The 14,000-nt window shown below is 64.8% G+C and carries 14 protein-coding genes; 3 read left to right on the top strand and 11 right to left on the bottom strand.

Annotation, left to right across the window (positions count from 1 at the left end; translation table 11 throughout):
• Positions 1–3: 3 nt before the first annotated feature.
• From RT614_RS27450 to RT614_RS27400, 11 genes are all read right to left on the bottom strand, one after another.
• Positions 4–177, bottom strand: coding sequence for a hypothetical protein (locus RT614_RS27450; RefSeq protein WP_313625578.1), 174 nt, complete (start codon positions 175–177; stop codon positions 4–6).
• Positions 174–1,361: a D-alanyl-lipoteichoic acid biosynthesis protein DltD gene (locus RT614_RS27445; protein ID WP_313625577.1), complete on the bottom strand. Its 1,188-nt coding sequence runs from the start codon at positions 1,359–1,361 to the stop codon at positions 174–176. Before RT614_RS27445 ends, RT614_RS27450 begins: the two co-directional genes overlap by 4 nt.
• Entirely contained in the window at positions 1,339–1,578 is a 240-nt protein-coding gene (locus RT614_RS27440; RefSeq protein ID WP_008159625.1) for an acyl carrier protein, read from the bottom strand. Before RT614_RS27440 ends, RT614_RS27445 begins: the two co-directional genes overlap by 23 nt.
• Before the next feature lie 405 nt (positions 1,579–1,983).
• Entirely contained in the window at positions 1,984–2,487 is a 504-nt protein-coding gene (locus RT614_RS27435) for a glycine zipper 2TM domain-containing protein (RefSeq protein WP_313625576.1), read from the bottom strand.
• A gap of 208 nt (positions 2,488–2,695) precedes the next feature.
• The gene (locus tag RT614_RS27430; RefSeq protein ID WP_313625574.1) at positions 2,696–3,637 is read right to left on the bottom strand and encodes a carbohydrate kinase family protein; all 942 of its coding nucleotides are present in this window, start codon (positions 3,635–3,637) and stop codon (positions 2,696–2,698) included.
• A 12-nt stretch (positions 3,638–3,649) separates the two neighbouring features.
• Positions 3,650–4,966, bottom strand: a complete 1,317-nt coding sequence (locus tag RT614_RS27425; RefSeq protein ID WP_313625573.1) for a DUF3426 domain-containing protein — start codon at positions 4,964–4,966, stop codon at positions 3,650–3,652.
• A gap of 24 nt (positions 4,967–4,990) precedes the next feature.
• Positions 4,991–5,923, bottom strand: coding sequence for a 50S ribosomal protein L11 methyltransferase (gene prmA / locus RT614_RS27420; protein WP_313625572.1), 933 nt, complete (start codon positions 5,921–5,923; stop codon positions 4,991–4,993).
• Positions 5,924–6,032: 109 nt separating this feature from the next.
• The gene (gene accC, locus RT614_RS27415) at positions 6,033–7,379 is read right to left on the bottom strand and encodes an acetyl-CoA carboxylase biotin carboxylase subunit (RefSeq protein WP_313625571.1); all 1,347 of its coding nucleotides are present in this window, start codon (positions 7,377–7,379) and stop codon (positions 6,033–6,035) included.
• A 9-nt stretch (positions 7,380–7,388) separates the two neighbouring features.
• Positions 7,389–7,850 carry an acetyl-CoA carboxylase biotin carboxyl carrier protein gene (gene accB / locus RT614_RS27410; protein ID WP_313625570.1) on the bottom strand — a complete coding sequence of 154 codons (462 nt, stop codon included), beginning with the start codon at positions 7,848–7,850 and terminating at the stop codon, positions 7,389–7,391.
• Positions 7,851–7,938: 88 nt separating this feature from the next.
• A complete protein-coding gene (gene aroQ, locus RT614_RS27405) occupies positions 7,939–8,373 on the bottom strand; it encodes a type II 3-dehydroquinate dehydratase (protein WP_056327805.1) in 435 nt (144 codons plus the stop codon).
• Between the two features lie 89 nt (positions 8,374–8,462).
• Positions 8,463–8,996, bottom strand: a complete 534-nt coding sequence (locus tag RT614_RS27400; RefSeq protein WP_313625569.1) for a TlpA disulfide reductase family protein — start codon at positions 8,994–8,996, stop codon at positions 8,463–8,465.
• 97 nt (positions 8,997–9,093) lie between these two features.
• On the opposite strand from RT614_RS27400, the gene mpl reads away from it, so the two are divergent.
• The 3 genes from mpl to RT614_RS27385 all read left to right on the top strand — a co-directional run bounded on the left by mpl (position 9,094) and on the right by RT614_RS27385 (position 13,170).
• Positions 9,094–10,464 carry a UDP-N-acetylmuramate:L-alanyl-gamma-D-glutamyl-meso-diaminopimelate ligase gene (mpl, locus tag RT614_RS27395; RefSeq protein WP_313625568.1) on the top strand — a complete coding sequence of 457 codons (1,371 nt, stop codon included), beginning with the start codon at positions 9,094–9,096 and terminating at the stop codon, positions 10,462–10,464.
• A 120-nt stretch (positions 10,465–10,584) separates the two neighbouring features.
• A complete protein-coding gene (locus tag RT614_RS27390) occupies positions 10,585–11,184 on the top strand; it encodes a YqiA/YcfP family alpha/beta fold hydrolase (protein WP_313625567.1) in 600 nt (199 codons plus the stop codon).
• A 75-nt stretch (positions 11,185–11,259) separates the two neighbouring features.
• Complete coding sequence (locus RT614_RS27385; protein WP_313625566.1) at positions 11,260–13,170, top strand: RNB domain-containing ribonuclease; 1,911 nt, start codon at positions 11,260–11,262, stop codon at positions 13,168–13,170.
• Positions 13,171–14,000 lie beyond the last annotated feature (830 nt).

Here is a 14,000-nt window from a genome sequence, read left to right as displayed (position 1 = left end):
CGCTCAGAACTGTTGGTATTGGAATTCGACCTTGATCGGCCCGCCGCTGCCCGTCGTGGGCTGCGCCTGCAGCACGAAAACCAGGATCACGCCCACATACAGGCAAAGATGCCAGAAGAACCGGCGCGCCCACGGCGTGCCCGCTTCGCGGGCTTCGGCTTTACGAAAGAATTTCATCGGGAAAAGTACTCCGCAATGCCTTGATCGGCCATCGCCCAGCCGAGTTCGGCCAGGTGCATGTCGTCGCGAACCATGCCGGGCTCGAACGGGATGCTGTAGAGATCCAGGCATCCCCTCTGATAGCGCGTGCACATGCCGGTGATGGCGTCCACCACCGGGTCGAACCGTTCGACGTCCAGGATGAGTTTGGGGTTGAACGGCTGGATGACGAAATACGCCTTGACCTTGCGCTTCTGCAGCAGGGCCATCACGCGCGAAAGATCGCCCAGTTCGGTGCGGGTGATCGGATCGACGTCGGCGAATTCGTTGCGCGCGGGCGAGTACAGCGGCGCCAGGTACTGCTGGTAGTAGTCGTCGCGCACGTCGTACGGGTTATGGCTGCCCAGCCCGCGCTCGACCTCGCGCGCCTGGTGGGTCAGCGTGGACCACTGCCCCGAGTTCAGGCGGGCGGACGTCGGCCAGGACACATAGCGATGCGCGGGCACCGACAGCTTGCTGCGCGGCTTGTCGGGCGCGGCTTCCTTGCGCGCGTTCCACCACAGCGCCAGCTTGTCCTTCAGCTCTGAGACCTGCCCATTGGCGATAAGCCACAGCAGTCCCCAGTTCGCGTTGTCGCTGATCCAGTTCTGCATCTGCTCGCGCGTGCTGGGCTGATCCCACAAGCGGTCCCAGACCGGACCCGTCACGTGCTCGGCGAACGCACTGCGCGGCAACTGGCCGCCCGAGGCGAACCACGCCGGAGACACCATGATCACCAGCCGCGTGTTGGGCGTGAGCGAATCGGCCACGGACTCCAGCACGCTGACGATGCCGTAAGACTGGAACATCGCGTGGCCATAGGCCAGCGTCGGTACCTTCAGCTCTTCCGGGAAGAAGCGGTAGGGAACGAATCGCAGGTCATGGCTGGAGAGTTCGGACGAGCCCAGCACCACCAGCGTGCCGTCGCTCAAGGCATTGCCCAGACGGTTCAGGTTGACGTGCTGCGTGCCCCAATCCGGCCCCAGGTTGGGCAGGTAGTTGCTCTTGTCCGCGGCGATGGCGGAAGGCGCCGACGTGGGGTTGACCACCCGGCTCAGCAAATCGTCCGCGCCGCAATACGTGCCAACCGCCAAGGCCACCGCCACGGCAGCCGCCGCGACGTGGGACAGCAGACGGGTATTACGAAGTATGGGCAGCGACATAGCCGGCAAGCACGCGGACCGACTGAAGGTGCTCTGCGATTTCGGGAGCCGGGATGCTGCAACCGTACTCGGATTCGACCGCCAGCGTGATGTCCACGGCGGCGAGCGAATCGACCAGGCCGGTGGCAATCAGTTGCGTGTCGGGAGTGACTTTCTTCATGACGATCGACTCGACGATCTCGCCGATCTTGGTGTGGAGTTCTTGCTCGGTATGCATAGGTAGTGCAGCGTAACGTTGCCGTGTGGGCAATCCATCCCCCGCCCCGGGATTCTGGACGACGAGGATACAGAAAAGAGCTGAAACCAAACTGAAAATTTTCAGCCAACCAAAGCCGCTTCCGGAAGCACGTTGTTACATAAAATCCGGAATCCCGCGACGTCGCAATCATTGCACTTCGGCCGTGGAATCGCCATGAAACTTATGGTGGAAATGGCGAGAAAAGGCTCGGAAACGTAACCTTTGCGGGTAAGTCCCCGGGTGTCGCGTTGCGGCTGAGCGACACATTCTTACCTTTTGGCCGGGACCTGCTGGATCGAGCGATTTGCCCCTATTTGCCTGCAGTTTCCAGGGACGGGACGAAAAAAAAGCCCGCTTGCGCGGGCTTTGTCGGATGCCGTCCGATTACATCGGCGTGACGCGGGTGGGACCCGCGCCGCTGATCACCTGGACGCGTTGACCGACGCTGACAGGAACGTCGGCTTCCTGGGCGACGACGCGGGTTTCGCCATTGTCCAGCCGCACCGTGATTTCAAGGCCGGAGTTCTTTTGTGCGCGGTTTTCCACAGCATTGCCAGCCAGGGCGCCGAGGATCACGCCGCCGACGGTGGCGATGGTGCGGCCGGTGCCGCCGCCGATTGCGTTGCCGGCAACACCGCCGAGCGCGCCGCCGGCAACCATGCCGACGCCGCTGGATTTGTCGTTCTGGATAACGATGGGACGAACGCCGGTGACCGTGCCCGTGCGAACGATCTGTTCGCGCTGAGCTTGGTCATAGCTATAAACACCGCTGGATGCGCTGGGGTTTGCGCAACCACCGAGAACGGCCATCGACGTGACTACAGCAGCGACGGCCATCCAGCGGCCAGTGCGCGGGCTCACCAGGGAAAAAGACTTTATATGATTCATTAGGACTCCTCGTTCGGGCATTGCCGACGGATGTTGATCATACTCCGCGCAAAACCCCCGGCAAGGGCGCCAGCAACACACTGAAACGCACCGCCAGAAGCTGCAAACAGCGGCGGGAAACAACGGGCTACAGCCCGTTGCCTATTGAATATCCGCTATTTGTTCGACCGCCTCGAAATGACCCCGTTCCCCGAGGAATCCGACTGAATTACGCCGGCAGATGAATGCCATAGGACGCATGGAGCACCGCGTCGATCTCGGCACGCGAGGGCGCGTGATTCTGCGGGCCGCGCGACGCGATCTTGATGGCGCCCATGACGTTGCCCAGGCGGCAGCTGTCTTCCCAATTCCAGCCGCTGGTCAGGCCATACAGAAGGCCACCGCGCTGCGCATCGCCGCAACCGGTGGGGTCGACGACCTGCGCTGCGCGCACGGGTGCGATCTGGATGGTCTTGCCGTCGGTCAGCAAGGTCGCGCCCTCGGCGCCGCGCGTCACCACCACGGCCTGCAGGCTGCGGGCGATGTCGGCCACGCTGCGGCCGGTGCGCTGTTCGACGACGCCGGCTTCGTAGTCGTTGACCGTCAGGGCCTGCGCGAGCTTGAGCATGCGTTCCAGGTCGGCGCCGTCAAACAGCGGCATGGCCTGGCCCAGGTCGAAAATGAACGGGATGCCGCGCTTGTGCAGACGCTCGGCGTGGGCAAACATGCCTTCCTTCGCGTCCGGAGCAACGATGCCCCAGGCCGCCTCGGCGTCGCTCAGGTCGTTTTCCGCCGCGAACGACATGGCGCCCGGATGGAAAGCGGTGATCTGGTTGTCGTCGAGGTCGGTCGTGATAAAGCACTGCGCCGTGAAGGTGTCGGGAATGACCTTGACGCGGCTGACGTCGATTCCCAGGCCCGACAGGCGCTGCATGTATTCACCGGCATCTTCGCCGACGGTCGCCACCGGCACCGGCTTTCCGCCCAGCAGGTTCATGTTGTAGGCGATATTGCCCGAGCAGCCGCCGTATTCCTTGCGCATGCTGGGCACCAGGAACGACACGCTCAGCGACTGGATGCGGTCGGCAAGAATGTGTTCCTTGAAGCGGCCTTCGAACACCGCAATGGTGTCGAACGCCATCGAACCGCAGACCAGAACAGGGGTTGCCATGCTTGTCATCCTTTATGGAAAAAACTTGTCGGTTTGGTAGCCATTCACCTGGACACCGGTCACTTCAATGGGCACCGAGATCTTCACCACGCCCTGGGGGCCGAACGGGCCGCTCAACTGCTCGGGCGTGAGGTAGTTTTCGGGCATCAGCACCTTGCGCACGACCACCGTATCCGACAGATCATTCAGCTCAAGCACCAACGCCGGCCAATGCTGCGGCTTGTCGTAGCGGTTGCGCAGTTCCAGGTTCAGCACCAGCCGGGTCCGTCCGTCGTCGATCGCGGCGGCGCCCGCGGGCGGCTGCAGCGATGAAGAAGAAATCGCGATGAGATCCCGGCGGCGCGCGTAGCCCACCGTGCAATCGAAAGGCTTGCACGCAACCTCCAGGACCGGCCGCAGCACCGGCACGGAATTGGCGATATCGGTGCGGTACACGTACAGCAGCTGCAAACCCAGCGCGACCAGGCCAATCAGGCACGCGTAGCCCCACAGCTTGCGCATCAGGCCATGACGCTCGAGACGGTCCTGGTCCAGGAATTCGGGCGGCGCGCGACCGACGTCGGTGGCGCTGGAATACCGCGTGCGGGTGTCGCCCAGGATGGGCTCGTCGGCGCCGCCGTGATCGAACTCGTCTTCGTTTTCGTATTCGTCGTCGCGCTCGGCGTCGCGCACGTCATCGTGCTGGTGATCGGCGTTCCAGCCGGTGTCCGGCTCGGGCGACCTGGAGGCGACGATGGGCTCGCTTCGATACGTGGCCGAACGCATGGGCGCTGTCCGGGACGGCGGCGTTTCGCTCAGGTACGGTTCGTCGTCGTCGACGTCGTCCGTGTCGTCCAGGCGGTCGTCGTCGGGGAACGCAGGCTCCGGTTCGGCGCGCCGACGCATGTCGTCGCGGCCGCGCAGAACGGCCGGCGGAAGCGTGGGCGCGGGTGGCGGAGCCGTGCGCGCGGGCGGCGGAGCCGTGACCGCAGCGGGCGGATCCGTGACTGCGGGCGGCGGCGCTTCGGGCTCTTCGTCCCACGGGAGAATCACACGCGGCTCGGCGGGCGGCGGCGGCGTAAACGCGGGAGCGGGGACCGGCGCGGCGGGCGGGTGGGGTTCGGGCGCGGACAGCACGGGGGCCGCCACGGCCGCCGCCGATGACGGGAGCGGCGCGGTGGCGGGCGCAACCGGCGCGACGGGCGCACCGGGCGCGGGCAGCAGGCAGGCGCGGCCGTCGAACACGGTCGAGCAGGCGCCGCAGCGCACCAGTCCATTGCGGACCCGAAGCTGGTCAGGCACCACCTTGAACGAGGTGCCGCACTGCGGGCAACGGGTAGTCAGGGCCATGATGCGCGATCCTGCCGCAGAGGCTCAGGGCTTGCGGCCGTGCAGGCAGACCCAGCCGTCGCGGGCGCGCCAGACCGACATGGCCATCCAAGGCGCGTAAGCAGCCGCGACTTCTTCGGCCTGGCGTTCCAGCACCCCGGACAACACCAGGTGGCCACCGGCAGCAACGCGGCCGGCCAGCATGGGCGCCAGCACCTTCAGCGGATTGGACAGGATGTTCGCCACCACGACTTCGAACGTGCCGTCCGCCAGCGCGTCGGGCAGCATGGCTTGCAGATCGACGCCATTGACTTCCGCGTTGAAGACCGTGCTTTGCACGGCCTGCGCATCGATATCGACCGCCTGGGTGGGGCCCGCGCCGAGCTTGCGCGCGGCAATTGCCAGAATGCCGGAGCCGCAGCCGTAGTCCAGCAGCGTGGCGCCTGCGGGGAGCTCGGCTTCCAGCCATGCCAGGCAAAGATGCGTCGTGGGATGGCTGCCGGTGCCGAACGCCAGACCTGGATCGAGCTCGATGTGGATCGCGCCTTCCTGATCGGGAACGGCCGCCGGATCCAGGCCGGGCACGTCAGGGTTGTCGCGGTGCCAGCTGGGGACGATCCAGAGACGTTCGGCGATATGGATGGGACCAAACTGCGACTGCGTCAGCCGCACCCAGTCCGCGTCCGGCACGTCGCGCAGGCTCCAGCCGTCAAAGACGGCCGGGTCCAGTTCGCCCGCCTGGGCGGCTTCCTCCATGATCTGCGCGGGATCCGCGCCATCCGGCAGCAAGGCAACCACGCGGTTGCGGTCCCAGGCCTGGACGTCGGGCTCCGTGCCGGGCTCGCCGAACAAGGGGCGCTCGACGTCGGTGCCCAGATCGGCATCTTCGACCGAGACCGACAGCACGCCCGCCTCGAGCAAGGCATCCGACAGGGCTTCGGCTTGCGCTTCCGAACAATGGAGGACGAGTTCACGCATGATTTTTTCTTCCATCTGGTGAACGGGCCGCGGCATCCGCCGCGGCCCGTTCACCCTATATCAACAACAAGGCAACACGCAAAAGGGGCCGTCAGGCCCCCAGGGTTGGTCAGGGACGCTGCGCCAACTTGTGTTCCAGATAATGGATGCTGGTGCCGCCTTCGATGAAGCGGGCGTCCTGCAGCATTTCGCGGTGCAGCGGGATGTTGGTGGAAATGCCTTCCACCACCATCTCGGACAGCGCGATGCGCATGCGGGCCAGCGCCTGGTCACGCGTGTCGCCATACGTAATGACCTTGGCGATCATCGAGTCATAGTTCGGCGGCACGAAATAGCCGTTGAACGCGTGAGAATCGATGCGCACGCCAGGGCCGCCCGGCGTATGCCAGTTGGTGATGCGACCGGGGCTGGGCACGAAACGGAACGGATCTTCCGCATTGATGCGGCATTCGATCGCGTGGCCCTTGAACGAAATGTCGCGCTGACGCAGCGTGAACTTTTCGCCGGCGGCGATCAGGATCTGCTGCTGCACGAGGTCAATGCCGGTGATGAGTTCGGTGACCGGGTGCTCGACCTGGATGCGGGTGTTCATTTCGATGAAATAGAACTCGCCGTTTTCATACAGGAATTCGAACGTGCCCGCGCCGCGATAACCCATCTTGCGGCAGGCGTCGGCGCAGCGGTCGCCGATGCGCTCGATAAGGCGGCGAGCCACGCCGGGCGCCGGCGCTTCTTCGATGACCTTCTGATGGCGGCGCTGCATGGAGCAGTCGCGCTCGCCCAGCCACACGGCGTTGCGACCGCCGTCGGCCAGCACCTGGATTTCGATATGGCGCGGGTTCTCGAGGAACTTCTCCATATAGACTTCCGGGTTGTTGAACGCGGCGCCCGCTTCGGAACGCGTCATGGTGACGGCGTTCAGCAGCGCGGCCTCGGTGTACACCACGCGCATGCCGCGGCCACCGCCGCCGCCCGCGGCCTTGATGATGACCGGATAGCCGACTTCGCGCGCAATACGAACGATTTCCTGCGGATCCTCGGGCAACGCACCCTCGGAACCCGGCACCACCGGCACGCCGGCTTCGATCATGGCGCGCTTGGCGCTGACCTTGTCGCCCATCAGGCGAATGGTGTCGGGACGCGGGCCGATGAACACAAAGCCGCTTTTCTCGACGCGATCGGCGAAGTCGGCGTTTTCGGACAAGAACCCGTAACCCGGGTGGATTGCCTCGGAATCCGTGACTTCGGCCGCCGAGATGATGGCCGGCATGTTCAGGTAGCTTTCACGCGACGGCGCGGGCCCGATGCACACGGATTCATCGGCAAGGCGCACGTACTTGGCTTCGCGGTCGGCCTCGGAGTGGACGACGACAGTCTTGATGCCCAGCTCGCGGCAGGCGCGCTGAATGCGCAGGGCGATTTCGCCCCGATTGGCGATCAGGATTTTTTCGAACATTTTCAGCTATCAGCCAATGACGAAGAGGGGTTGACCGTACTCGACGGGCTCACCGTTTTCGACCAGGATTTCTTTGATGACGCCGGCCTTGTCGGCTTCGATTTCATTGAGCAGCTTCATGGCTTCAATGATGCAGAGCGGATCGCCTTCCTTGACGGTTGCGCCCACGTCGATGAACGGCGCGGCGCCCGGGTTCGGAGAACGATAGAACGTGCCGACCATCGGGGCCTTCACGACGTGGCCCTGGATGACCGGCGCGGCGGGAGCGGCCGGAGCCGCGGGCGCGGCGGCAGCGGCCGGGGCCACGGCTGCCGCGGGCACGCCGCCTTCGGGGTGGTGGTAGGCCACCGGCTGCAGCGTCTGCGAGAACTTGACGATACGAACCTTGCCTTCGCCTTCGGTGATTTCCAGCTCGGCGATGCCCGATTCAGCCACCAGGTCGATCAGGGTTTTGAGTTTTCGAAGATCCATAGAAGCTGCTTCCCGAGATAGTGTCGGCGTCGTCCCAGCGTCGGGTTCGCGCCGTATAAGATGTAAAAGCGTTGAATTTGTTGCGAGATCAGTGCCGCACTGCGTAACGCAGCGCCGCCTCGTAGCCGTCCGCGCCCAGGCCGCTGATCAGGCCCTGCGCCAAGTCCGACAGATAGGAGTGATGCCTGAAGGGCTCTCGCTTATACAGATTGGACAAATGTACTTCAATAAATGGGATCGCGACCCCGGCCAGCGCATCGCGAATTGCGACGCTGGTGTGCGTATATGCCGCTGCGTTGATGATGATGAAGTCCGTGCCGTCCTGCCGGGCCGCCTGAATGCGGTCAACCAGCGCACCTTCGTGATTGCTTTGCCACGCGGTGAGCGTGGCGCCCAATTCGCCTGCGAGCAGCTCGAGACGCTCATTGATCTGGGCCAGAGTAAGACTGCCGTAGATATGAGGTTCCCGGGTGCCGAGCAGGTTCAGGTTAGGGCCATGCAATACCAGTATGTTTTGCGCCATGCGCTTGCCAATGAGTGGATTGCCAATTGTTGGCAAAACAGCCGATAAACCAGCTTTTTACGCCAATTCCTACTATTTGTCCAACAGACTTACGCCTTTAAACCGGCCAGGGTGCGATCCAGGTCTTCGGGATGGATTTCGCCCAGTATCTTCCGGTTAATGCCGCCATCTGCGTTGAAAACAATGGTAAAAGGCAGGCCGCCGCTAGGGTTTCCGAGTTTACGCAGGGTATCGATGGCCCCGGCGCCAATGACCCACAGCGGGTAGGAAACCTGCACTTTCTCGACAAATTTTTGCATGTTGGCTGCAGTATCCACCCCGATGCCGACAAAACGGACATTGGGGTATTTTTTCTGCAGAGCGTCGAGCGCGGGCATTTCCTTGACGCAGGGCGCGCACCAGGTTGCCCAAAAATTGACCACCATGGGCTGGCCCTTCCAGCCGGCCAGGGAATGCGACGCGCCGTTCAAGTCCGGCAGTTGCATCTGCACCAGCCCCGCGACGGGATCTGCGGCATTCGCCGAGCCCGAAGCGCCTTGGGGTTTGCGTCCCAGCAGCGTCAAGCCGCCCGCAACGGTGGCGGCGACCGCAACGGCGGCGGAAAGAAGTAGGCGTCGATTCATGGCGCGATGATAACCGTTGCGGCCGTTTTGCGCCGCCCCGCCCTCGCGCCGGCTTGTCCGCTCTCTATATATACAATGCAGGGCAGGAGATTTATCAATGCACCTGCACATTCTTGGCATCTGCGGCACGTTCATGGGCGGCCTGGCGCTGATCGCGCGGGCGGCCGGCCACAAGGTCACCGGTTGCGACGCGGGCGTCTACCCGCCGATGAGCACGCAGCTGTCCGAACAAGGCATCGAGCTTATCGAAGGCTTCGGCGCCGAACAGCTGGCTTTGAAGCCGGACCTGTACGTGATCGGCAACGTGGTCAGCCGCGGCAATCCGCTGATGGAAGCCATTCTGGAATCTGGCGCCCGTTATGTGTCGGGCCCGCAATGGCTGGGCGACAACATCCTGCCCGGCGCCCATGTTCTTGCCGTGGCGGGAACGCACGGCAAGACCACGACCAGCTCCATGCTTGCGTGGGTGCTGGAAGCCGCCGGCCTGGCGCCCAACTTCCTGATCGGCGGCGTTGCCACGGACCTGCACGTATCGGCCCGCTACGATCCGGCGCGCCGCCCCTTCGTGATCGAGGCGGACGAATACGACACGGCGTTTTTCGACAAGCGTTCCAAGTTCGTCCATTACCGCCCTCGCACCGCGATCCTGAACAACCTTGAATACGATCACGCCGACATCTTTCCCGATCTGGCTGCGATCGAAACCCAATTCCATCATCTGGTGCGAACGATCCCGGGCAGTGGCCGCATCGTCCGTCCGGCGCAATCCGATGCGCTGGATCGGGTGATTGCACGCGGTTGCTGGTCCGATACCGTCACGTTCGGCGTCGATGGCCAGTGGCAGGCCACCGAGCCGGACTCGGATGGGGCGTTCGACGTGCTGCGCAGTGGTGCCTTGGCCGGGACCGTGCGCTGGAATCTGACGGGCGAACATAACCGCATGAACGCCCTGGCGGCCCTGGCCGCGGCGGAACACGTGGGCGTGCCGGCGGATCAGGGCATCGACGCCCTGACCCGCTTCGGCGGCGTGAAGCGGCGCATGGAACTGCGCGGCACGGTGAACGGCATCAAGGTCTACGATGACTTCGCCCACCACCCCACGGCAATCGCCACCACGCTGGAAGGCTTGCGCCGGCAGGTGGGCCAGGCTCGCATCCTGGCCGTGCTCGAGCCGCGTTCCAACACCATGAAGCTCGGCACCATGGCCGCCCGGCTGCCGCAGGCGCTGACTGACGCCGACCTGGTGTTCTGCTTTGGCGCCAGCGAAGGCAAGCACGCCCTGGGCTGGAATCCCGCCGAGGTTCTGGCCCCCCTGGGCGACCGGGCTACCAGTTACGATGACATCGGCGCGCTGGTGGACGCCGTGACCCGCGCGGCCCGCCCGGGCGACCAAGTGCTGGTCATGAGCAACGGCGGCTTCGGCGGCATCCATGGCAAGCTGCTGGATGCCCTGCAAGCCAGCCGCTGATCGTCTCTTTCGCCAAGCTTCGGACGGCCCGCCCGTCCGAAGCCGCGTGCCCGCATCGGCGGGCCTGGCGCGCAGGCACTTTCCAATCGACTTCGGCAACGCAGACGGAAACAGCACGCAATGATTCTTTATCTACACGGCTTCCGCTCGTCTCCCGACTCATTCAAGGCCCGGATGATGGCCGACGCCATGGCGGCGCGAGGCTTGTCGGACGATTGGTCCTGCCCGCAGCTGCCCGCCAGCCCGCGTGAGGCGATCGACCTGGCCATGGACATTGCCCGGGACAAACTGGCCGGCGCGGCCTCGCCCCGGTCTCTGACCGTGATCGGTTCGTCGTTGGGCGGCTTCTACGCCACCTGGATCGCCGAACAGACCGGCTGCAAGGCGGTGCTGCTGAACCCGGCCGTGCAGGCTGCCCGGGACCTGGCAACCCAGGTCGGCGAACACCGCATGTATCATTCCGGCGCGCCTTTCGTTTTCCTGCCCGAGTATGTGGACGAGCTGGCCGCCATCCACGCCCCGCAGATTACGCAGCCCGACCGTTACTTCCTGGTGGCCGCAACCGGCGACGAAGTCCTGGACTGGCGCGAAATGCGCGACCGCTACGCCGGCAGCCGGCAGCGTATCGTGCAAGGCAGCGACCATGGCCTTTCCGATTTCGCGGAATGGATGCCCGAAGTGCTTGAATTTGCCCTTGGCGGCAAGCAGGTACGCCCTTAATAATCAATATCGAATCTCAACACTCTCAAAGCTGCGCAAGGCGGCGCAAGCCCGCCGCCCAGGACGATTCCCACCATGTATGTGTTTTACGAAGATGACGGCAGCTTCAAGGCCGGCCATATCATGTCCGAAACCGACGCCAGCCTTCAGGTGGAGTCGGAATCGGGCAAGCGCAGCAAGATCAAGCGCGCCAATACCCTGTTCAACTTCGCCGCGCCCGAACCGGCGACGCTGATGAGCCAGGCGGCCGCCACGGCCGAAACGCTGGACCTGCAGTTTCTGTGGGAATGCGCGCCGCAGGAAGAATTCGACTCTCCCGCCCTGGCCGCCGATTATTTCGGCCACGCCCCCACGCCTGTCGAGCAGGCCGCCCTGCTGATGCGCCTGCACGGCGCGCCGGCGTACTTCCACCGCCGCGGCAAGGGCCGGTACCGTCCCGCCCCGCCCGACATCCTGGCCGCCGCCCTGGCCGCGCTGGAGAAAAAGCAGCGCCAGGCCGAACAGCAACAGGAATGGGTCGACGAGATGGCCGCGGGCCGACTGCCCGAACCGATCGCCCAGGTAGCGGAATCGCTGCTGATCCGCCCCGACAAGAATTCCCAGCAATGGAAGGCGCTGGACGCTGCGTGCACCAAGCTCGGCAAGGCCCCTGACCGCCTGCTGCTCGAACTGGGCGCGTGGCCGCACGCGCTGGCGCTGCACAAGCGCCGCTTCCTGGCGGTGAACTTTCCTCGCGGATTGGCTTTCCCCGACCTGGAACTGCCGCCCGTCGACCGCGAACTGCCGCTGTCCGACGCCGAGATCTATTCGGTCGACGATGTCACGACCACGGAAATCGACGACGCGCTGTCCGTGTCGACGCTGCCCGACGGCCGCCTGCGCGTGGGCATCCACGTCGCCGCGCCCGGCCTGACCGTGACCCGTGACAGCGAGTTCGACAAGCTGGCCCGCGCCCGCCTGTCCACGGTGTACATGCCGGGCGACAAGATCCCGATGCAGCCGGACAGCGTCATCCAGGCCTTCTCGCTGGACGCCGGCCGCGAAGTGCCCGCGCTGTCGCTGTATGTAGTGGCCAATCCGGAGACCGGCGAGGTCATCGAATCGGAGACCCGCCTGGAACGCATCGTGGTGCGCGAGAACCTGCGCCACAACATGCTGGACACCCAGGTTACCGAGACCAGCCTTGCCGACCCGTCGGCGGACCTGCCCTACGGCCATTGGCTGCGCCCGCTGTGGAAGCTGGCGCAGGCGCTGTCCGCGCAACGCGAGAACGTGCGCGGCAAGCCGGAGAACAATTCGCGGGTGGAGTACAGCTTCTACCTGGACGGCAATCCCGACGATCCGGACACGCCGGTGCGCCTGGTGCCGCGCCAGCGCAACGCGCCGCTGGACCGCATGGTGGCCGAATACATGATCCTGGCCAACAACCTGTGGGGCGGCCTGCTGAACCAGCACGGCGTGCCCGGCATCTACCGGTCCCAGCAGGCCGGCCGCGTGCGCATGAGCACGCAGGCGCTGCCGCACGAGGCCATCGGCGTGCCGCAATACGCCTGGAGCACGTCGCCGCTGCGCCGCTACGTCGACCTGGTCAACCAGTGGCAGCTGATTGCCGCGGTGGAACATGGCGTGTCGGCCCGCCTGATCGCCCCCTTCAAGCCGCGCGACGCAGACCTGTTCGCGATCATCGGCGCGTTCGATGCACAGTACGCGGCGTGGGCCGAGTTCCAGAGCGCGATGGAGCGCTACTGGTGCCTGCGCTGGCTGAAGCAGAACGGCGTAACCCGCACGGTCGCCCACGTCCTGCGCGAAGACCTGGTGCGGTTTGCGAACGCACCGCTGGTGACCCGCGTCGGCGGCATGCCGGAGTTGGAGCGCGGGGCGGCTGTCGAGGTGGATATTCTGGGGATGGATGAGCTGTCGCTGGAACTGGATTGTCGGTATGTGGGGGAGGTTCGCGGCGAGGCTGTGGAGGATGCTGCGGGCTGACGTCGCGGCGATGGGCGAGGATGCTTGTAGGTGGCATCGCGCTTTTGTCGGTGCTTCTTAGGTCGTGTTCGTTCTTCGTAGGTTGTGTCGGACTTTCGTTCGCGGTCTTCTTTCTTCGTAGGTCGCATCGGGTTTTCGTTCGCAGCATGTGGTTCTTCGTAGGTCGCCCGTCGCCGCGGTCACCGTGGCTGCGAGCGCCCACGATTGCGGTCCGGAGCCTTCGCTCCGGACTGCCCCGTCGTCATCTTCGTTGTCGCCTTCGGCGACTGCCTTCAGATTCCCCCGGGCGCATCGAGGTTGCTCGCAGCCACGGCGCCCGCGACGCCGGGCTACGAGGATCTTTGGTTTGATGCGCTACAAGACCTGTGGTCAGGGTAGGAGATCTGCGTTGTCGCCGGCGAGCTGCCGCCCGGGCGGCGGCTCGCCGGCATTTGGGTGGTTGGTCGTCGTAGCGGTGTGCGCTTGCGCGTATGCGGTGGGTGGTTTGCTAATGGCGCCCCGCCCGTTGGGGTAGGCGGTGATGGGCGGGTCTGCGCTGTGGGATTGACGTGGCTCGATCGACAAGAACAAAAAGCCAAATCAGCCACACGCGAAGCGGCATCGTTTCAACGCCAGACACTGCGTAAGTCCCCAAAGGCCGCCCGCGCGGCCGGCCGGGGACGGGCCCCGCAAGACGCTTTGCGCCCGCGAACGCCTGCGCCAGAATGCCAAGCACACCAGCCGCCCCAGCGTCCGTTAATGACAAACGGCAAGAGCCCGGCGTGGCGTGGGGCCTGGGGTGGGCGGGGCGTTTAGATGCGCCCGGCGGAAACCGTAGGGAGCCGAAGGCG

The sequence above is a fragment of the Achromobacter sp. genome (assembly GCF_032102605.1).
GTDB lineage: Bacteria > Pseudomonadota > Gammaproteobacteria > Burkholderiales > Burkholderiaceae_B > Achromobacter.
This window is presented reverse-complemented; position numbering and strand designations above follow the sequence as displayed.

Bases quoted from the DNA above. Each gene is read 5' to 3' on its own strand.
- RT614_RS27450 (WP_313625578.1), bottom strand. From the start codon at position 177: ATGAAATTCTTTCGTAAAGCCGAAGCCCGCGAAGCGGGCACGCCGTGG.
- RT614_RS27445 (WP_313625577.1), bottom strand. From the start codon at position 1,361: ATGTCGCTGCCCATACTTCGTAATACCCGTCTGCTGTCCCACGTCGCG.
- RT614_RS27440 (WP_008159625.1), bottom strand. From the start codon at position 1,578: ATGCATACCGAGCAAGAACTCCACACCAAGATCGGCGAGATCGTCGAG.
- RT614_RS27435 (WP_313625576.1), bottom strand. From the start codon at position 2,487: ATGAATCATATAAAGTCTTTTTCCCTGGTGAGCCCGCGCACTGGCCGC.
- RT614_RS27430 (WP_313625574.1), bottom strand. From the start codon at position 3,637: ATGGCAACCCCTGTTCTGGTCTGCGGTTCGATGGCGTTCGACACCATT.
- RT614_RS27425 (WP_313625573.1), bottom strand. From the start codon at position 4,966: ATGGCCCTGACTACCCGTTGCCCGCAGTGCGGCACCTCGTTCAAGGTG.
- prmA (WP_313625572.1), bottom strand. From the start codon at position 5,923: ATGCGTGAACTCGTCCTCCATTGTTCGGAAGCGCAAGCCGAAGCCCTG.
- accC (WP_313625571.1), bottom strand. From the start codon at position 7,379: ATGTTCGAAAAAATCCTGATCGCCAATCGGGGCGAAATCGCCCTGCGC.
- accB (WP_313625570.1), bottom strand. From the start codon at position 7,850: ATGGATCTTCGAAAACTCAAAACCCTGATCGACCTGGTGGCTGAATCG.
- aroQ (WP_056327805.1), bottom strand. From the start codon at position 8,373: ATGGCGCAAAACATACTGGTATTGCATGGCCCTAACCTGAACCTGCTC.
- RT614_RS27400 (WP_313625569.1), bottom strand. From the start codon at position 8,996: ATGAATCGACGCCTACTTCTTTCCGCCGCCGTTGCGGTCGCCGCCACC.
- mpl (WP_313625568.1), top strand. From the start codon at position 9,094: ATGCACCTGCACATTCTTGGCATCTGCGGCACGTTCATGGGCGGCCTG.
- RT614_RS27390 (WP_313625567.1), top strand. From the start codon at position 10,585: ATGATTCTTTATCTACACGGCTTCCGCTCGTCTCCCGACTCATTCAAG.
- RT614_RS27385 (WP_313625566.1), top strand. From the start codon at position 11,260: ATGTATGTGTTTTACGAAGATGACGGCAGCTTCAAGGCCGGCCATATC.